Origin of the sequence: Sphingomonas phyllosphaerae 5.2, assembly GCF_000419605.1 — a bacterium.
GTDB classification, from domain to species: domain Bacteria; phylum Pseudomonadota; class Alphaproteobacteria; order Sphingomonadales; family Sphingomonadaceae; genus Sphingomonas; species Sphingomonas phyllosphaerae_B.
In genome coordinates, this window is the sequence record NZ_ATTI01000001.1 from 2,348,077 (window position 1) to 2,364,413 (window position 16,337).

20 protein-coding genes are annotated in these 16,337 nt (G+C 67.5%); 12 read left to right on the top strand and 8 right to left on the bottom strand.

The window, feature by feature from the left end:
• Positions 1-37: 37 nt before the first annotated feature.
• The 6 genes from pstA to SPHPHY_RS0111050 all read left to right on the top strand — a co-directional run bounded on the left by pstA (position 38) and on the right by SPHPHY_RS0111050 (position 5,047).
• On the top strand, positions 38-1,246 hold the full coding sequence (gene pstA / locus SPHPHY_RS0111025) for a phosphate ABC transporter permease PstA (protein ID WP_081645422.1): 1,209 nt from the start codon (positions 38-40) through the stop codon (positions 1,244-1,246).
• Positions 1,246-2,046, top strand: a complete 801-nt coding sequence (gene pstB / locus SPHPHY_RS0111030) for a phosphate ABC transporter ATP-binding protein PstB (RefSeq protein WP_051148306.1) — start codon at positions 1,246-1,248, stop codon at positions 2,044-2,046. Before pstA ends, pstB begins: the two co-directional genes overlap by 1 nt.
• 8 nt (positions 2,047-2,054) lie before the next feature.
• Entirely contained in the window at positions 2,055-2,741 is a 687-nt protein-coding gene (gene phoU, locus SPHPHY_RS0111035) for a phosphate signaling complex protein PhoU (RefSeq protein ID WP_022686744.1), read from the top strand.
• The gene (gene phoB, locus SPHPHY_RS0111040) at positions 2,741-3,433 is read left to right on the top strand and encodes a phosphate regulon transcriptional regulator PhoB (RefSeq protein ID WP_022686745.1); all 693 of its coding nucleotides are present in this window, start codon (positions 2,741-2,743) and stop codon (positions 3,431-3,433) included. The genes phoU and phoB overlap by 1 nt, the downstream gene beginning before the upstream one ends.
• A gap of 109 nt (positions 3,434-3,542) precedes the next feature.
• Entirely contained in the window at positions 3,543-4,055 is a 513-nt protein-coding gene (locus SPHPHY_RS0111045; protein ID WP_028056788.1) for a hypothetical protein, read from the top strand.
• A gap of 86 nt (positions 4,056-4,141) precedes the next feature.
• Positions 4,142-5,047: an SDR family NAD(P)-dependent oxidoreductase gene (locus tag SPHPHY_RS0111050; protein ID WP_022686747.1), complete on the top strand. Its 906-nt coding sequence runs from the start codon at positions 4,142-4,144 to the stop codon at positions 5,045-5,047.
• A gap of 271 nt (positions 5,048-5,318) precedes the next feature.
• Here SPHPHY_RS0111050 and SPHPHY_RS0111055 read toward each other — a convergent pair whose 3' ends face one another.
• Positions 5,319-5,663 (bottom strand): DUF2794 domain-containing protein, encoded by a 345-nt coding sequence (locus SPHPHY_RS0111055; protein WP_022686748.1) that lies wholly within the window; start codon positions 5,661-5,663, stop codon positions 5,319-5,321.
• Positions 5,663-6,355 carry a serine O-acetyltransferase EpsC gene (gene epsC, locus SPHPHY_RS0111060; RefSeq protein ID WP_022686749.1) on the bottom strand — a complete coding sequence of 231 codons (693 nt, stop codon included), beginning with the start codon at positions 6,353-6,355 and terminating at the stop codon, positions 5,663-5,665. Before epsC ends, SPHPHY_RS0111055 begins: the two co-directional genes overlap by 1 nt.
• Positions 6,356-6,512: 157 nt before the next feature.
• Between epsC and SPHPHY_RS0111065 the strand changes: the two genes are divergently transcribed.
• Positions 6,513-7,283, top strand: coding sequence for a sulfite exporter TauE/SafE family protein (locus SPHPHY_RS0111065; RefSeq protein ID WP_022686750.1), 771 nt, complete (start codon positions 6,513-6,515; stop codon positions 7,281-7,283).
• A gap of 174 nt (positions 7,284-7,457) precedes the next feature.
• Here the strand turns inward: SPHPHY_RS0111065 and SPHPHY_RS0111070 are convergent, their stop codons facing one another.
• Together SPHPHY_RS0111070 and SPHPHY_RS0111075 are read right to left on the bottom strand one after the other, a co-directional pair.
• Positions 7,458-7,979 carry a carboxymuconolactone decarboxylase family protein gene (locus tag SPHPHY_RS0111070; RefSeq protein ID WP_022686751.1) on the bottom strand — a complete coding sequence of 174 codons (522 nt, stop codon included), beginning with the start codon at positions 7,977-7,979 and terminating at the stop codon, positions 7,458-7,460.
• Positions 7,980-8,110: 131 nt separating this feature from the next.
• A complete protein-coding gene (locus tag SPHPHY_RS0111075; RefSeq protein ID WP_022686752.1) occupies positions 8,111-8,656 on the bottom strand; it encodes a peroxiredoxin in 546 nt (181 codons plus the stop codon).
• 150 nt (positions 8,657-8,806) lie between these two features.
• Between SPHPHY_RS0111075 and SPHPHY_RS0111080 the strand changes: the two genes are divergently transcribed.
• Both SPHPHY_RS0111080 and SPHPHY_RS0111085 read left to right on the top strand, forming a co-directional pair.
• Positions 8,807-9,709 (top strand): hydrogen peroxide-inducible genes activator, encoded by a 903-nt coding sequence (locus SPHPHY_RS0111080; protein WP_022686753.1) that lies wholly within the window; start codon positions 8,807-8,809, stop codon positions 9,707-9,709.
• A 105-nt stretch (positions 9,710-9,814) separates the two neighbouring features.
• Positions 9,815-10,486: an energy transducer TonB gene (locus SPHPHY_RS0111085; RefSeq protein ID WP_022686754.1), complete on the top strand. Its 672-nt coding sequence runs from the start codon at positions 9,815-9,817 to the stop codon at positions 10,484-10,486.
• A gap of 726 nt (positions 10,487-11,212) precedes the next feature.
• Here SPHPHY_RS0111085 and SPHPHY_RS0111095 read toward each other — a convergent pair.
• Genes SPHPHY_RS0111095 through pgsA form a run of 3 tightly spaced genes read right to left on the bottom strand, consistent with a single transcriptional unit; the run spans position 11,213 to position 12,517 of the window.
• Positions 11,213-11,644, bottom strand: a complete 432-nt coding sequence (locus SPHPHY_RS0111095) for a molybdenum cofactor biosynthesis protein MoaE (RefSeq protein ID WP_022686756.1) — start codon at positions 11,642-11,644, stop codon at positions 11,213-11,215.
• On the bottom strand, positions 11,641-11,892 hold the full coding sequence (gene moaD, locus SPHPHY_RS0111100) for a molybdopterin converting factor subunit 1 (RefSeq protein WP_022686757.1): 252 nt from the start codon (positions 11,890-11,892) through the stop codon (positions 11,641-11,643). Before moaD ends, SPHPHY_RS0111095 begins: the two co-directional genes overlap by 4 nt.
• A gap of 58 nt (positions 11,893-11,950) precedes the next feature.
• Entirely contained in the window at positions 11,951-12,517 is a 567-nt protein-coding gene (pgsA, locus tag SPHPHY_RS0111105) for a CDP-diacylglycerol--glycerol-3-phosphate 3-phosphatidyltransferase (protein WP_028056789.1), read from the bottom strand.
• Positions 12,518-12,645: 128 nt separating this feature from the next.
• Between pgsA and SPHPHY_RS0111110 the strand changes: the two genes are divergently transcribed.
• Entirely contained in the window at positions 12,646-13,941 is a 1,296-nt protein-coding gene (locus SPHPHY_RS0111110; RefSeq protein ID WP_022686759.1) for an MFS transporter, read from the top strand.
• A 164-nt stretch (positions 13,942-14,105) separates the two neighbouring features.
• Here the strand turns inward: SPHPHY_RS0111110 and SPHPHY_RS22290 are convergent, their stop codons facing one another.
• Positions 14,106-14,273 (bottom strand): hypothetical protein, encoded by a 168-nt coding sequence (locus tag SPHPHY_RS22290; protein WP_022686760.1) that lies wholly within the window; start codon positions 14,271-14,273, stop codon positions 14,106-14,108.
• A gap of 87 nt (positions 14,274-14,360) precedes the next feature.
• On the opposite strand from SPHPHY_RS22290, the gene SPHPHY_RS0111120 reads away from it, so the two are divergent.
• Positions 14,361-14,885, top strand: coding sequence for a gamma carbonic anhydrase family protein (locus SPHPHY_RS0111120; protein WP_028056790.1), 525 nt, complete (start codon positions 14,361-14,363; stop codon positions 14,883-14,885).
• Between the two features lie 117 nt (positions 14,886-15,002).
• The gene (locus tag SPHPHY_RS0111125; protein WP_022686762.1) at positions 15,003-15,959 is read left to right on the top strand and encodes an NAD(P)H-dependent flavin oxidoreductase; all 957 of its coding nucleotides are present in this window, start codon (positions 15,003-15,005) and stop codon (positions 15,957-15,959) included.
• The last annotated feature ends 378 nt before the right edge of the window (positions 15,960-16,337 follow it).

Sequence of the window (16,337 nt, forward strand, 5' to 3'; positions counted from 1 at the left end):
GGCCGAGCGCCGCCCGACCGACTGGCAGACACCGGCGATGCAGCGCCGCGTCCGACGCCGCTACGCTGCCGAGCGTCGCTTCCGGCTGCTCGGGCTGGCGGCGGTGTTCGCCTCTGCGGCGTTCCTCGTCTACCTTCTGGCCACGATGCTCGCCCAGGGTGCCAGCGGCTTCACGGAGACGCGTATCGCACTCCCGCTCGACTTGCGCCGCCATGTCGCGGTCACGCCAGCCCAACTGCACGGCGCCGGTGCCGATCTCGCGCTCGCCGGTGCCGGGCTGGAGGGCGCGGTCGATGCCGCCGCCAACGCCGCTTATGGCCGGCAGGGCGGCGCATCCTTGCTGTCCGATGGCGCATGGCTGCGTGTCCGTGACGCGATCAAGCGCGACCCGGAGCTGCTGAGCGCCCCCGCCACGATCGACGTGCCGGTCGCGACCGCCATCGACATGGCCTACAAGGGTGACGGCACGCCGGAGAGCGAAGCGGCGGTCGCCCGCCTCGGCAATCGCCTGTCGCGCGGGCTGAACGTCAGCTTCTTCACCGGCGCCGACGCGACCGACCCGACGCGCGCCGGCATCTGGGGGGCGCTCAAGGGCTCGCTGCTGACGATGATCGTCACACTCGGCCTCGCCTTCCCGATCGGCGTCCTGTCGGCATTGTACCTGGAGGAATACGCCCCTCGCAATCGCTGGACCGACCTGATCGAGGTGTCGATCAACAACCTCGCCGCGGTGCCCTCGATCATCTTCGGGCTGCTCGGGCTCGCGGTGTTCCTCGGCACCTTCCACATGCCGCGCTCCGGCGCGATCGTCGGCGGGTTGACGCTGGCGTTGATGACGATGCCCGTCATCGTCATCGCCGGGCGCAACGCGATCACGGCGGTTCCGCCGTCGATCCGCGACGCCGCCCGCGCGCTGGGCGCCTCGCCGATCCAGGTGGTTTTCCATCACGTCCTGCCGGCGGCGCTTCCCGGCATCCTGACCGGCACGATCATCGGCATGGCGCGCGCGCTGGGCGAAACCGCACCGCTGCTGATGATCGGGATGCGCGCCTTCATCGCCGCGCCGCCGGGGAAGCTGACCGATCCGGCCACCGCGCTGCCGGTGCAGATCTTCCTCTGGTCGGACGAGGTGCAGAAGGGTTTCGTCGAGAAGACCTCCGCCGCGATCATCGTCCTCCTGGTCGTGCTGCTCGCCATGAACGGCGTCGCAATTTACCTCCGCAACCGTTTCGAGACCCGCTGGTGATGTCCAACGCTCATGAAAAGGCCCCCGCCTCGCGGGCGGCGGATGGCCCAAAGATGACCGCCGCCGGGGTCAACGTCTTCTACGGGCGAAAGCAGGCGATCCGCGACGTGTCGATCGACGTCCGGCGCGAGGACGTCACTGCGTTCATCGGCCCGTCCGGGTGCGGCAAGTCCACCTTCCTGCGCACGCTCAATCGCATGAACGACACCATCCCCGGCGCGCGGGTAGAGGGCGACATCCGCCTGGACGGGGAGGACATCTATGCCAAGGCGATGGACGTCGTGCAGCTGCGCGCGCGCGTCGGCATGGTCTTTCAGAAGCCGAACCCGTTTCCCAAGTCGATCTTCGAGAACGTCGCCTATGGGCCGCGCATCCACGGCCTCGCCCGCTCGAAGGCCGATCTCGCGCAGATCGTCGAGCGCTCGCTGGCGCGGGCCGGCCTGTGGAACGAGGTGAAGGACCGGCTCACCGAAAGCGGCACCGCGTTGTCGGGCGGGCAGCAGCAGCGGCTGTGTATCGCGCGCGCGATCGCTGTCGATCCGGAAGTGATCCTGATGGACGAGCCGTGCTCGGCGCTCGATCCGATCGCCACCGCCAAGATCGAGGAGTTGATCCACGAACTGCGCGGCCGCTACGCGATCGTGATCGTCACCCACAACATGCAGCAGGCCGCGCGCGTCAGCCAGCAGACCGCCTTCTTCCACCTCGGACAGCTCGTCGAATACGGCGACACCTCGGACATCTTCACGAACCCGCGGCAGGATCGGACGAAGGATTATATCACGGGCCGCTACGGCTGAGGACGAACATGGCAAACACGCAGGAACATACCGTCAAGGCGTTCGACCAGGACATCGGCCAGCTCCGGGGGCTTATCTCGCAGATGGGCGGCCTGGCCGAAACCGCGATCGCCGATGCGATGGTCGCGCTGCAACGCGGCGACGCCGTGCTTGCCGCGCGCATCGCCGCCGACGACAAGAAGATCGACGCGATGGAGACCGAGGTCGAGCGAACCGCGGTCCGCATCATCGCGCTGCGCGCGCCGATGGCCGACGACCTGCGCGAGGTGGTCGCCGCGCTGAAGATCGCCAGCGTGATCGAGCGGATCGGTGATTACGCCAAGAACATCGCGCGTCGCGTCCCCAAGATCGAGAGCGAGCATCGCATCGAGCCGTTGTCGATCCTGCCCGCGATGGGGCGGATGGCCGCCGCGATGGTGCACGACGTGCTCAACGCCTTTGCCGCGCGCGATCCCGAGGCGGCGCTGGCGGTGTGCGAGAGCGACAATGCGCTCGACGATTTCTACGACAGCATCTTCCGGACGCTGGTGACCTTCATGGTCGAAAATCCCAAGACGATCAGCGAGTGCGCGCAATTGCTGTTCGTGGCCAAGAATCTCGAGCGGATCGGCGACCACGCCACCAACGTCGCCGAGATGGTCTATTTCGCCGCAACCGGGGTGCGGCTCGTGGAACGCGAAAAGGGAGTCGATTGATGGCCAAGGCCCGCATGCTGCTGGTGGAGGACGACGCCAGCCTGGCCGAGCTGCTCGTATGGCACTTCACCCGCGAGCATTTCGACGTGCAGCACACGATCGATGGCGAGGAGGCGCTGCTGCTGGCGCGCGAGACGCCGCCCGACATCGTGCTGCTCGACTGGATGGTCGAGGGGATTTCCGGGATCGAGGTCTGCCGCCGGCTGCGCCGCGCCGCCGAGACGCAGAACGTGCCGATCATCATGCTCACCGCGCGTGGCGAGGAGGAGGATCGCGTGCGCGGGCTGGAGACGGGCGCCGACGATTACGTCACCAAGCCGTTCTCGCCGCGCGAATTGGTGGCACGGGTCGGCGCAGTACTGCGTCGCGTGCGTCCCGCACTGGCGGGAGAGCAGCTCACTTACGCCGATCTGGAGATGGATACCGTCGGCCACAAGGTCCGTCGCGGCGGCGACGTCGTCGCACTCGGGCCGACGGAATTCCGTCTTCTCAAGCACTTCCTCGAACATCCCGGGCATGTCTTCTCGCGCGAGCGGTTGCTCGACAGTGTCTGGGGACATGACAGCGACATCGAAAGCCGCACCGTAGACGTCCATATCCGACGACTTCGGAAAGCCATCAATGAAGGCGGTCGCCCCGACATCATCCGCACCGTCCGTTCGGCGGGTTATGCGCTCGATACGGGTCACTGAGTCTTTCCACTCGCGCAACGATGGACCTTTTCTCTGCCGTGGGGCGTTGGCCGGACCGCGTGATAACGACGCGTTTCTCACCGAACGCACACGGCAGGAGAAATATAAGATGAAGACCATTCTTCTCGCAGCAGCTGCGATGATCGCCGTCCCGACGACGGCCATCGCACAGGATACGCCGCAGACGACGACGGCTACCCCGGACACGGGCGCCGCCCCCGCCACCAGCGCCGATCCCGCTGCCGATCCCAACGCCGCGCCGATGGCGCCGCAGGCGGATCCGAACGCGGCGCCGATGGCGCCCCCGGCCGATCCGGCCGCGACCACCCCGCCGGCCGATCCGGCCGCCGGTGCGCCGATGGCACCGCCGGCAGGTGGCGCGATGACGCCGCAGTCCGGCGGCGCGATGGGCACCGAATCCGCGGGCGGCTACCAGCCGTCGCAGCCTGCCGTCTCCGGCACGCCGCAGCCCGGCGCTACGGTTCGCTTCCAGCCGGCTCCTTCGCCGGCGCAGGCGTTCCCGGCTCCGGCGGCCAAGGAAAGCTACCCGGTCTGCAAGAAGGGCCAGTATGATGGCTGCATGCAGGCCAGCGACCGCAAGCCGGCACGTCGCCGCCGCTAAGCGGAGTGTCGGCGAACGGGCATTGCGCCCGTTCGAAGGCTGAGTATGGAAGGCGCTTCATCCATAACGGAGGGAGCGCCTTTTCCATGTCGATCCGTTTCGACGATCGTGTCGCCATCGTCACCGGCGCCGGTGGCGGGCTGGGGCGGCACTATGCACTCGAACTCGCCCGTCGTGGCGCGCGGGTCGTGGTCAACGATCTCGGCGCGAACCGCAGCGGGGATGGCGCATCCGACGCCGCGCTCACGGTTGTCGAGGAGATCCGTGCGGCCGGCGGCACCGCAATCACCGACGGCGGCAACGTCGCCGATCACGAACAGATGACCGCGATGGTGGCGCGCGCGCGTGAGGCGTGGGGCGGCGTGCACATCCTCATCAACAACGCCGGCGTGCTGCGCGACAAGACCTTCGCGAAAATGACGCCCGAGGACTTCTCGTTCGTCGTACAGGTTCATCTGCTCGGCAGCGCCTATGCCACGAAAGCCTGCTGGGACGTGTTCCGCGAGCAGAATTACGGCCGCGTGCTGATGACGTCGTCATCCTCCGGCCTGTTCGGCAATTTCGGCCAGGCCAACTACGCCGCTGCAAAGCTCGGCATCGTCGGGCTCGCGCGGACGCTCCATCTCGAGGGTGCCAAGCACGACATCCGCGTCAACACGATCGCCCCGACGGCGGGCACGCGCATGACGGAGGGGTTGTTCCCCGACGCCGCCTTCGCCGCCTTCGCACCGGAGAAGGTAGCGCCCGCCGCGCTCTTCCTGGTCAGCGACGATGCGCCCTCCGGCCAGATCGTCGGCGCCGGCGCAGGCGTGGTACAGGCCAGTTACATCACCTTGACGCCCGGCGTGGCGCTCACCGGCGAAGACCTCTCCCCCGAGGGCGTCGCTCGCCATTGGCAGGCGATCACCGACCGCGCGGGCGAGATCGTGCCGGGCTCCGGCGCGGAACAGGCAATGCTGATCGGGAAAACGCTCTCGACGTCGGAGGCGTAGCGCCCCGCCGTTCGCGTTACGACAAGCCTCGCGATCACGTGGGGCCGGCGCGGCGATCGCCGTCTGCATCCTACAGCTTCGCCGGACCAGGCTTATAGCCGCGCTATCCACCGGTACAGGCACAGGCGACCTCCTGCCTCAGGCCAGACCTCGGCGAAGATGGGATCGTCCGCTCGCGAGACAAATTCCGTTTTGATCTCTCGACCCGCGTACCGATCGCTCCCGAGTATCGCGCGGTGCCGCCGAGGTGCTGGCGACGAGCCCGCGCCGCCTATTCCTCGACCAGCTTCATCAGCCGCCGCTCGACGGGTGCCAGCACCGGTCCCAGCTCGTGCCCGCGCCGAATCACCTGCCCGGCCTCGCCGACCAGCGCCCACATCCCCTGGCGGTTGCGCAATGCCGGGCGCTTTTCGACCCGGAACTCGGGCCGCTCCGCCGAGCGACGAAACATCGAAAACACCGCCGCGTCGCGCCCCATGTCGATCGCATAGTCGCGCCAATGACCGGCGGTCACCATCCGGCCATACAGGTCGAGAATGCGCATCAGTTCGGCACGCTCGAAACCCACCTGCCGCGGCTGGCGTGCGTCGGCGGGAAAAGGCGTCACGATCCCCATCAGGCGCGGTCGCGCTCCCGGTCGCCGTCCTGCACCTGTTCCTCGACCAGTGCATCGAGGCGCTTTTTCATCGCCTCCAGTTCGCAGCGCAGCGTCTCGATACGCTGCGTCGCGGGGTCGAACATTTCGCGGCACGGCGTTCCATACGGGACGAAGCGCGGCTCCGGCGCCGCGCCGCCCTCCACGACGGTCGGTCGCGCCGGGATGCCGACCATCACCGCGCCGGCGGGCACGTCACGCGTCACGACCGCGTTGGCGCCGACCCGCGCGCGCGGGCCGACCGTGATCGGCCCCAGCACTTGCGCGCCCGATCCGATGATCGCGCCGTCGGCGATCGTCGGGTGCCGCTTGCCCGCGACACCGTTGTCGGGGCTGGTCCCGCCCAGGGTGACGCATTGATAGATCGTCACGTCGTCGCCGATGTGCGCCGTCTCGCCAATCACGACGAAGCCGTGGTCGATGAAGAAGTTACGACCGATCGTCGCGCCGGGATGAATATCGATCGCGGTCAGCGCGCGCGAGAAATGGTTCACGATCCGCGCCGGCAGGTACAGCCCGGCGCGATAGAGCCGATGGGCGACGCGGTGCCACGCCAGCGCCCAGACGCCCGGATAGGTCAGCACCTCCAGCCGCGAATGCGGTGCGGGGTCGCGCGCGCGGATCGAATCCAGGTAATCGGTCAGTCGCGACATCCGCGTTCCCTTGTTCTCTCGCGCCAAGATAGAGCGTTGCCGCGCCGGTTTCCATAAGCAGCGCTATCTTGCCCGAAACCGTATTTTCCTATCGCCATTGTGGGATATGACCGATGAGAAAGGAACGCGGGCGATATGGTTCGCGTGGGGAGACCTAATGCAGGCGCTGACGCAACTCGACTTTTCCGCCTTGTGGCCGTTCATTGCGGTCGGTTTCGGCGCGCAGCTCGTCGACGGCGCGCTCGGCATGGCGTTCGGCGTCATCTGCAATACGTTGCTGGTGGCGGTGATGGGGCTTCCCCCGGCGCGCGCTTCGGCGAACGTGCATATCGTCGAGACGTTCACCACCGCGATCTCCGGGATCAGCCACGCGATCACCGGCAATATCGACAAGACGCTGTTCCTGCGCCTGTTGGTGCCGGGCGTGCTCGGGGGCGTGGCGGGCGCGTATCTGCTGACCAATATCGATGGTGCGACGATCAAGCCCTTCGTGCTCGGCTATCTCGTCTGCATCGGCATCTACCTGTTGGTACGCGGATTGTTGTTCCCGCCGCGCGTCAGCAAGCCGAAGGTGGTGGAGCCGCTGGGATTGTTCGGCGGCTTCATGGATGCGGCGGGCGGCGGCGGCTGGGGGCCGATCGTGACGTCAAACCTGCTGGTGCAGGGCGTCGAGCCGCGCAAGGTGGTCGGCACGGTCAGCGCGGTCGAGTTCTTCCTGACCGCCACTGTCTCGGCGACCTTCATCTATCATCTCGGGCTGAAGGATTTTGCGACCGCCACCGTCGGCCTGCTGATCGGCGGCGTCCTTGCCGCGCCGTTCGGTGCCTTCTTCGCCAAGCGCATTCCGATGAAGGTGATGCTGGTGCTGGTCGGCACCGTCCTCACCATCACCAGCACCTACGGCTTCATCCGCGCCGTGCTGATGTAGCGCCGCGCCTCTCTTCCGTCATTGCGAGCGCAGCCAAATAACACAGAGCCGGACCCAACGCCGTGGCCCGATTAGCTACGCTCGCGATGACGCGCCGGCCTGATGTTACGCCGAGCCGCGCCCGGCTCCGCCCTGCGGAACCGTCCAGCGACCCGGCACGACGTAGCGGAAAGCTTACGCGCTCACCGCATGAACAGTCGCCACCGCCTTCATCACCGAGGCGATGCGGGCCGCGGTCTGGATCATCTCGGCGGTCGCGCCGGCCTTCTTCAGTACCTGCTCATGGCTGTCGATGCACATGCCGCAGCCGTTCATCGCGCTGACCGCCAGGCTGAACAGTTCGAAATCGAGCTTGTCGATCCCCGGCGCGCCGATCACGTTCATGCGCAGCTTGGCCGGCATCCGCGCATATTCCTCGTTGCTGGCGAGGTGCGTGAAGCGATAATAGACGTTGTTCATCGCCATCACCGCGGCGGCGGCGCGCGCCGCATTGGCGGCCTCCGGCGACAGCTTGTCCGCAACTTCCGCTTCGGTCGCCTCGACAAGCGGCTTGTAGCCCGAACCGTGCGCACAGGCGAGCAATGTGCCGTACTTGCGCTGATCGTTCAGCACCGTCTCGTTCAGCAGCGAGCCGACGTTGAGCCGGATGTCCTTGGCGAAATCGGGCAGCGCGCCCGCGAATTCCTTGAGTGCCATTGTCTGTCTCATCTGAAAACACCTCACCCCGACGCAGACTGGGGTCTCCCAGTGACGGAGAGACCCCAGCTCGCGCCGGGGTGAAGTGCGGGAGTTGAAGGGGCGGGAGCGATCGTCCCGCCCCGGATAAATCAGGCAGCGACCTGCAGGACGTCGTCGCCCTTGTTCCAGTTGCACGGGCACAGCTCGTCGGTCTGCAGCGCGTCGAGCACGCGCAGCGTCTCGGCGGGGTTGCGACCGACGTTCAGCCCGTTCACCTGCACCGCCTGGATGACGTTGTCCGGATCGACGATGAACGTCGCGCGGAACGCGACATGCTCGTTCTTGTCGACGATGCCGAGCGCGTCGGCCAGCTTGCGGCCGTTATCGGCCAGCCACGGGAAGTCCGCAGCGGCCAGGTCCGGGTCCGACTTGCGCCAGGCCAGATGGACGTGCGCGGTGTCGGTCGACGCGCCGATCAGCACGGCGTCGCGGTCCTCGAAGTCACCCTTGATCTGGCTGTAGCCGACGATCTCGGTCGGGCACACGAAGGTGAAGTCCTTCGGCCAGTAGAACAGCACCTTCCACTTGCCCGGATAGGCAGTGGTCAGGTCCAGCGTCTCGCCGTTCGGCAGTGCGCTCGTCCCCTGCTGGACGGGGACGGTCAGGGCGGGGAAGGTATCGCCGATGGTCAGCATAATCTGGCTCCTGTTGTGAATTGCGGAGTTCCAGTCATCCTCTGCACCTGGATCGCTCGACCGCGATCTCTCGTTGCATGCCCGATATAGGGGCTTCGCGTGATCGAACAAATCGTCTATCTCATCAGCAGTGATCGCCGGAGACGATAAATGGCCGCGACCTATCTGCCGACCCTGAAGCAGCTGCAATATCTCGTGGCATTGAAGGAGCATGGCCATTTCGGCCGTGCGGCGGAAGCGTGCTTCGTGACGCAATCGACGCTGTCTGCGGGCCTCCGCGAACTCGAAACGCTGATCGGCGTGACACTGGTCGAGCGTACGCGGCGGGTCGTGCGCTTCACCCCGCTTGGCGAGCAGATCGCCACCAAGGCGCGGGTCGTGCTGCGCGAGGCGGAGGAACTCGGCGATCTCGCGCGCGCCGCCGGGCGGCCGCTGTCGGGCGAAATGCGGATGAGCGTCATCCCCACGATCGCGCCCTTCCTGCTGCCGCGCATCCTGCCGCGGCTGCGGCGCGACTATCCCGATCTCAAGCTGTTCCTGCGCGAGGAACCGAGCGGCCCGGCGTGCGAGGCGCTCCACAACGGTCGCACCGATTGCGTGCTGCTCGCGCTTCCGTATTCCTGCGGCGAAGTGACCGTCCTGAAGCTGTTCGACGACCGCCTCTTCCTCGCCTTCCCGGAGGGCGAGATGCCCGCCGGCATCACCACCGTACAACCCGCCGATATCGACGAGACGCGGCTGCTGCTGCTCGAGGACGGGCATTGCCTCAAGGAACATGCGCTCGCCGCCTGCAACCGCGCCGAATTGCGCGCCGAGGCGACGATGCTCGGCACCTCGCTGCACACGATGGTGCAGATGGTCGACAACGGACTGGGCGTCACGATGCTGCCCAAGATCGCGCTCGACGCCGGCATCCTCGACCATACCAATGTCATCGCGCGCCCGCTCGACGCCGCCTCGCCGGTCCGCACGCTGGCGCTGGTCTGGCGCCGCGCCTCGCCGCGCGAACGGGATTTCCAGCTGTTGGGCGAGGTGCTGAAGGCCGCCGCCTGATGGCGATTGACGCGCAGTCGCAACAGGCGCAGCTTCTTCTTCTGGAGTTCGCCGTCTGTCGGGCATCGTGCCCGCCGCGGCCGCTCCGGTCGGGAGGTGTGTCTCATGGCTTATGCGGCTCGAATGGACAATTCGCGGCGTCTCACCACGATCGCCGGCGTCGCCGCGATCCACGGCCTGCTTGGCTACGTCTTCATCAGCGGGATGGCGGCCAGCTTCGTTCACAAGATGGTCGATCCCTTCACCGTCACCAACATCCCGATCGAGACCCCGCCGCCGCCGCTGACGCCCAAGCCGCCGACCCTGGAAAAGGTCACCCCGCAACAGACCACGGTCGCGCCGCCATTGACCGCCGTCGTGCCGATCATCACGACGCACACCGTCGATCCCGTCGTGGTGGTGCCGCCACCACCGATGACCGGCACGTTTGGCAATGGTGTGGTCACCGTCGATCCTCCCGTCGCGCCGGAAGCGGCGAGCAAGGCGGCCGGCGTCCTCGCCCGCGGCGACCGTAACCAGTGGATCACCACCGACGATTACCCGCCCTCGGCATTGCGCGGAGAGGAGCAGGGCGTCGTCGGGATCGCGCTGCGCATCGCTGCGGATGGTCGCATCGACTCCTGCACCGTGACGGCGTCGAGCGGGCACGTGGCGCTCGATCAGGCGACATGCCGGCTCTATCAGCGCCGCGCGCGCTTCACGCCGGCGCGCGACGATGCTGGCACCCCGGTGGCCGGCACGTTCACCGATCGGGTGCGCTGGCAATTGCCGCTGTAACTGGAAACCCGCAGCGGAGGAACACGAGCAGGACCGGGTGCGTCATTGCGGGCGTCGCGAAGCAATCCAGGCGCCCTGGTCCGGCGCCGAATTGGTTCGCCGCGCTCGCCATGACGAGCGTGAACGCACCGGCCGTCAGCGTTCGCGTTCCAGAAAAGTCAGATCCCATCGCCCCGTACGTGATCCGCGGCCTCGCCCTTCCGCCGTCAAGTCAGCAGCGTGCTCCGGCTCATGCCCGGAGCGACGGGATCAGGGCGTCCCCGTCGAGAAACGGCGCTGCCTGGGCCGGCGCCCCCGATCATCGATCGCGGCCTGGGCGGGATTGACGTTCAGCGCCTCACGGGTGCCCGGCTGCTCTCCGATGAAGATCGTCGACCTGCTCCGGCGAACCACGCTCCCGCGACCGGGCAGACTTGCTCCCTGCGCCCGTCATCGCGAGCGTAGCGATGCAAGCCACGTTGTCGTGCCTAACGCTGGATGCTTCGCCACGAGCGCACCGACGGCGCCTGCGGGTAATCGGGCTGATCGTCGATCGCGCCCTGGAGCGGTTTCGGATCATGTTGCGCCATCGGCACGCAGGGAGTTTCGATCCGCCGCAAGGCGCGAGGAGGGCGCGCTGCTCTGGCATCGCAACCGGGGAGCAACGCCGCGGCGGGCCGGAATCACCCCGCCGCGTAGCGGGCGCCCAAGGGCGATGACGGTGGTGCAACGTGGTCGGAAACCGCTCTAGCTCCAGCGCGCCGCCGCATCGTCGTCGGCGGCGCGCGCCTCCACCCAGCGCGCCTCGCCACCTACCGTCTCACGTTTCCAGAACGGCGCATCGGTCTTCAGCCGGTCGATCAGGAACGCACACGCCGCCAGCGCCGCGGCACGATGCGCCGAACATGCACCGACGAACACGATCCGCTCGCCCGGTGCCATCGGCCCGACGCGGTGAACGATCGTTGCCGCCGCGAGCGACCAGCGGGCGCACGCCTCTTCCGCCAGCCGCGTCAGCGCCGCCTCGGTTGCGCCGGGATAATGTTCCAGCTCCAGCGTGGCGACCCCGTCGTCGGCGCGCACCAGTCCGGTGAACGTCGCGACCGCCCCGCCCTGTTCCAGGGACTCAAGCTCGCGCGCCACATCGATCGCGTCGCGCGCGACGATCACGCGGATCATCCGCCAGTCACCGGCGGGAAGATCGCCACCTCGCGCGCACCCGCGATCGGCGCATCCAGCGCCACGAACGTCTGGTCGACCGCGGCGCGCAGCCGTGCCGGGTTCGCGAAGGCAGCGGCATGGCCTTCGCTACGCTGCGCCAGCCACGCGATCAGCCCGGCGACGGTGGCCACGTCGGCAGGCGGCGCGACGTCTTCCTCGCCCGTCCCGATCCGCTCGCGTACCCACGCGAAATACAACAGCTTCATGTGCGACCCCGATGATGACCGCGGACGAACGCGCGATCCGCCACGAAAGTGGCGTCGTTCAATCCATGTGCCGCAGGCCGACGCGCAGGTAATCCCACCCGGTGACGATCGTCAGCGCCGCCGCCCCCCACAGGCTGGCCAGCCCGGCGACCTTGATCCACGCCTCGCCCGGCGCTGCGCCCGACAGGATCAGCGCGCCCAGCGATACCAGCTGCAACGTCGTCTTCCATTTCGCCAGCCGCGATACCGGCAACGATACCTGCAACCCCGCCAGGAACTCGCGCAGCCCGCTCACCGCGATCTCGCGCAACAGGATCACCAGTGCGGCGATGATGTGCACGCCGGTGATCGCCGCGACATCGTCGTGCCGCGTGCCGACCAGCATCAGGATGACCGCGGCCACCATGATCTTGTCGGCGATCGGGTCCAGGAACACCCCCAGTTTCGAAACGGTGCCCTGCGCGCGCGCCAGGTATCCGTCGAAATAATCGGTGATCCCCATCAGGCAATATAGCGCGAAGGCGATCGCGAACCCCAGCGACCAGCTCGGCCACCACAGGAACGCCACGAGCAGCGGCACCATGACGATCCGCGACAGCGTCAGGATGTTGGGCAGGGACAGCATGGTCGCGACGTGGACCCATGGCGCAGGCGACGCAAGCACCTCCGCCATGAAAATCGCCGTTGGAACGCGCGCAGGCAGCCGCTATGGCTCGCCGGATTGTCAACTATCCGGGGGCCCGGTCCCGCGTCATGATAAATGCCCTCGGGCTTATGAAACGGCGGCGGTTCCTGCCGCTGTTCACCACGCAATTCCTAGGCGCCTTCAACGACAATCTCTTCAAGACCTCGATGGTGCTGTTCGCCACCTACGAGATATTTGCCGACGAAACGCAGGAAAGCTTTTTCAACGCGCTCAGCGCAGCGCTCTTCATCCTGCCGTTCTTCATCCTTTCCGCCCTGTCGGGGCAGCTGGCCGATTCGTCGGACAAGGCGCGGATCATCCGCATCGTGAAGACCGTCGAGATCGCGATCATGGCGGTCGGCGGTGCCGGGCTGCTGCTCGCGCGCACCGGCGCGGTCACGCTGCCGCTGGTGCTGATGCTCGCCGCGGTGACCGGGCTCGGCGTGCATTCGACGTTCTTCGGGCCGATCAAATACGCGATCCTGCCGCAGCATCTGGACGAGGACGACGTGCTCGGCGGCACCGGGCTGGTGGAGGCGGGCACTTATCTCGCCATCCTGCTCGGCACGATCGTCGCGGGCTTCGTCTATCGCTCGCCGGTGCTGGTCGTGCTGCTGACGCTCGGCGCGGGGCTGCTCGGGTGGCTCAGCGCGCGCGCGGTGCCGCCCGCCCCGCGGCTCGGGCCGAAGCTGAAGCTCGACTATAATCCGGTACGCGCGTCGTGGCGGCTGATCGCGGGCACGATGCACATACCGCGGCTGTTCCTGGCGATCTGCGCGATCAGCTTCTTCTGGACGATCGGTTCGGTGCTCATCATCGTCTTCCCGCCGCTGGTGAAGAACGTGCTCACCGCCGACGCCAGCGTCGCCAGCCTCGTGCTGGCGGTGTTCTCGATCGGCGTGGCGATCGGCTCGGTGGTGATCAACCTGATGCTGCGCGGGCAGATCTCCGCGCGCTTCTCGCCGATGTCGGTGATCGCGATGGGGCTGGCGGTGCTCGCCTTCTGGTGGGTGGTCGGGCTGTGGACACCGGCCCCGGAAGGGCATCTGTTCGACATGCTCGACTTCATCCGGCAACCGCACGCCGTGCCGGTGCTGCTCGCGCTGCTGGGCGTCGCGATCTTCGGCGGCATGTTCGTCGTCCCGCTCTACGCCTTCCTGACGACGACCGTCACCAAGGACCATACCGCCCGGACGGTCGCGGCGAACAACGTGGTCAATGCCGGCGCGATGACCTTCGGCTCGATCGCTGTCGCCGGCATCACCGCGCTTGGTGTCACCCCGTCGCAGTTGCTGCTGGTCGTGGTCGGCATGTGCGGCGTCTCGGCGCTGCTCGCGCAACGCCTGCATCGCGCGTGCGATTGAGGCGGAAGCGCTGAAGCTGGCGGAGGACGGACGCGAGGTCCGTCCTTCGGCGGGCGTCCGGACCTGACGCCGATCGATGGAACAGTAGCGACCTGCCTGACTGTTCGGGTGGCGCGGTCCGGTCGCCTCTCCACGCGGGATAGAGTGCGGGCCGCAACCCGGGGCTAGAAGAACAGCGTCGAGAAAGTGACGAAGAACGCTGCGAAGCTGAGCAGGAACAATCGCACGTCATTGTCCCCGCTCACGGCCGCCGGGACGCACGGCGGCGGCGGCAGGGTGCGGCGGAAGGGGTGCCCGGCACCCTCGTTCGTCATGACCAGTCGGCGTTGCATAGTAATGTCTTAACGCACCGTTTACGCTTTCGGCTACCGCACGCTGCGCGCACCGCTGTATCGTGTCGGGACATGCAGGAGACCGCGATGCCGCTCTACGCCTTCAAGGGGCAGCGCCCCGTCCGCCACCCCTCCGCCTGGGTCGCGCCCAGCGCCGACGTGATCGGCGACGTGGTGCTTGGCGAGGATGTCGGCGTGTGGTTCGGCGCGGTGATCCGCGGCGACAACACCACGATCCCGATCGGCGCGCGCAGCAACGTGCAGGAAGGCGCGATGCTCCATTCCGATCCCGGCACCCCGCTTCGCGTCGGCGAGGATTGCACGATCGGCCATCACGCGGTGCTGCACGGCTGCACGATCGGCAATCGCGTGCTGATCGGCATGGGCGCGATCATCCTCAACCGCGCGGTGATCGCGGACGATTGCATCGTCGGCGCAGGCGCGCTGGTGACCGAGGGCAAGACCTTTCCGCCCCGCTCGCTGATCGTCGGGAGTCCGGCACGCGCGGTCCGCGAACTCGACGACGCCGCGGTCGCCGCGCTCAAGGTCTCGGCGGCGCATTACGTCGCGAACGCCCGCGCTGCCGCCGACGGACTGGAACGCGTCGAATAGCGAACGGGACCGCCAGCACGCTCTCGGCAGGATTGCACGCCGCTCGGAAAAACCCGCTCCAGGGTGACGTGGCGTCAATCTTGCCACGCCCCTGCGCGCCGCACATAACCCGCACCTATGTCGATCCCGCCTATCCTGTCGCAGCTGCGGCTTCCCGTCATCGGCTCGCCGCTGTTCATCATCTCCAACCCGGATCTGGTGATCGCGCAGTGCAAGGCCGGGATCGTCGGCTCCTTCCCCGCGCTCAACGCGCGGCCCGCGGCGATGCTGGACGAGTGGTTGCACCGCATCACCGAGGAACTCGCCGCACACAACCGCGCACATCCGGATGCCCCTGCCGCACCGTTCGCGGTCAACCAGATCGTCCACAAATCGAACGACCGGCTGGAGGCAGATCTCGCAACCTGCGCCAAATGGAAGGTGCCGATCACGATCACTTCGCTGGGTGCACGCGAGGAATTGAACCGGGCCGTGCATGGCTGGGGCGGCATCACGCTCCACGACGTCATCGACGACCGTTTCGCGCGCAAGGCGATCGAGAAGGGCGCCGATGGGCTGATCGCGGTCGCCGCCGGTGCGGGCGGGCATGCCGGGCGGCTCTCGCCATTCGCCCTGATCCAGGAGATCCGGGCGTGGTTCGACGGCCCGCTCGCGCTGTCGGGCGCGATTGCCAGCGGCGGCGCCGTGCTCGCCGCGCAGGCGCTGGGCGCTGACTTCGCCTATATCGGCTCGGCGTTCATCGCCACCGACGAGGCACAGGCGGATGCGCGCTACAAGCAGGCGATCGTCGACGGTCGGGCCGCCGACATCGTCTATTCGGACCTGTTCACCGGCGTCCACGGCAATTACCTGCGCGCCTCGATCGTCGCTGCCGGGCTGGACCCCGATGACCTGCCCCACGGCGACCTCACGACAATGAGCTTCGCCTCGGGCGGCGCGGCCAAGGCATGGCGCGACATCTGGGGCTCGGGCCAGGGAATCGGAGCGATCGACGCCGTGGTACCGGCGTCGGAGCGCGTAGCGCGGCTGGCGGAGGAGTACCGGGCCGCAAGGACGCGTCTGCTACAAGGCTGACCGCCTGGCGCTCCTCGTCGCATCGAACCTGGCAGCGAGCCGCTAACCGCACCGCTCGCAAGCATTTCGTGGCTTGGGCTTAGGCTCCCTGCGGCCGCGAACAATCGCGGCCTCGGATCAGCCCGTGCCGACGACGAGCAAGCTCTCTCGCCGCCGCGCTTGAACCGAAGCTCCTGCCCGCGTCGACCTTGCCGACCGCCACGCTTGATCCGCAATCCCGACGGTTATCGACAGAAGAAGAACCGGCCCCTCGACTCAAGCCGGGGAGATGGAGCCAGGATGACGCGGAGCGCAGAAGCGAGCCGGCGCGTCACGCGGACGCTGGATTGCTTCGCTACGCTCGCGATGACGGGTGGACGGAGCGAACCTGCCCGATCG

Excerpts from the sequence above, each read along its gene's own strand:
- SPHPHY_RS0111065 (WP_022686750.1), top strand. The coding sequence starts at position 6,513 with ATGCAGGCGCTGACGCAACTCGACTTTTCCGCCTTGTGGCCGTTCATT.
- SPHPHY_RS0111110 (WP_022686759.1), top strand. The coding sequence starts at position 12,646 with ATGATAAATGCCCTCGGGCTTATGAAACGGCGGCGGTTCCTGCCGCTG.
- SPHPHY_RS0111085 (WP_022686754.1), top strand. The coding sequence starts at position 9,815 with ATGGCTTATGCGGCTCGAATGGACAATTCGCGGCGTCTCACCACGATC.
- SPHPHY_RS22290 (WP_022686760.1), bottom strand. The coding sequence starts at position 14,273 with ATGCAACGCCGACTGGTCATGACGAACGAGGGTGCCGGGCACCCCTTC.
- SPHPHY_RS0111050 (WP_022686747.1), top strand. The coding sequence starts at position 4,142 with ATGTCGATCCGTTTCGACGATCGTGTCGCCATCGTCACCGGCGCCGGT.
- pstA (WP_081645422.1), top strand. The coding sequence starts at position 38 with ATGCAGCGCCGCGTCCGACGCCGCTACGCTGCCGAGCGTCGCTTCCGG.
- phoU (WP_022686744.1), top strand. The coding sequence starts at position 2,055 with ATGGCAAACACGCAGGAACATACCGTCAAGGCGTTCGACCAGGACATC.
- SPHPHY_RS0111075 (WP_022686752.1), bottom strand. The coding sequence starts at position 8,656 with ATGCTGACCATCGGCGATACCTTCCCCGCCCTGACCGTCCCCGTCCAG.
- moaD (WP_022686757.1), bottom strand. The coding sequence starts at position 11,892 with ATGAAGCTGTTGTATTTCGCGTGGGTACGCGAGCGGATCGGGACGGGC.
- SPHPHY_RS0111120 (WP_028056790.1), top strand. The coding sequence starts at position 14,361 with ATGCCGCTCTACGCCTTCAAGGGGCAGCGCCCCGTCCGCCACCCCTCC.
- SPHPHY_RS0111055 (WP_022686748.1), bottom strand. The coding sequence starts at position 5,663 with ATGGGGATCGTGACGCCTTTTCCCGCCGACGCACGCCAGCCGCGGCAG.
- SPHPHY_RS0111045 (WP_028056788.1), top strand. The coding sequence starts at position 3,543 with ATGAAGACCATTCTTCTCGCAGCAGCTGCGATGATCGCCGTCCCGACG.
- phoB (WP_022686745.1), top strand. The coding sequence starts at position 2,741 with ATGGCCAAGGCCCGCATGCTGCTGGTGGAGGACGACGCCAGCCTGGCC.
- pstB (WP_051148306.1), top strand. The coding sequence starts at position 1,246 with ATGTCCAACGCTCATGAAAAGGCCCCCGCCTCGCGGGCGGCGGATGGC.
- SPHPHY_RS0111125 (WP_022686762.1), top strand. The coding sequence starts at position 15,003 with ATGTCGATCCCGCCTATCCTGTCGCAGCTGCGGCTTCCCGTCATCGGC.
- epsC (WP_022686749.1), bottom strand. The coding sequence starts at position 6,355 with ATGTCGCGACTGACCGATTACCTGGATTCGATCCGCGCGCGCGACCCC.
- SPHPHY_RS0111080 (WP_022686753.1), top strand. The coding sequence starts at position 8,807 with ATGGCCGCGACCTATCTGCCGACCCTGAAGCAGCTGCAATATCTCGTG.
- SPHPHY_RS0111070 (WP_022686751.1), bottom strand. The coding sequence starts at position 7,979 with ATGGCACTCAAGGAATTCGCGGGCGCGCTGCCCGATTTCGCCAAGGAC.
- pgsA (WP_028056789.1), bottom strand. The coding sequence starts at position 12,517 with ATGCTGTCCCTGCCCAACATCCTGACGCTGTCGCGGATCGTCATGGTG.
- SPHPHY_RS0111095 (WP_022686756.1), bottom strand. The coding sequence starts at position 11,644 with ATGATCCGCGTGATCGTCGCGCGCGACGCGATCGATGTGGCGCGCGAG.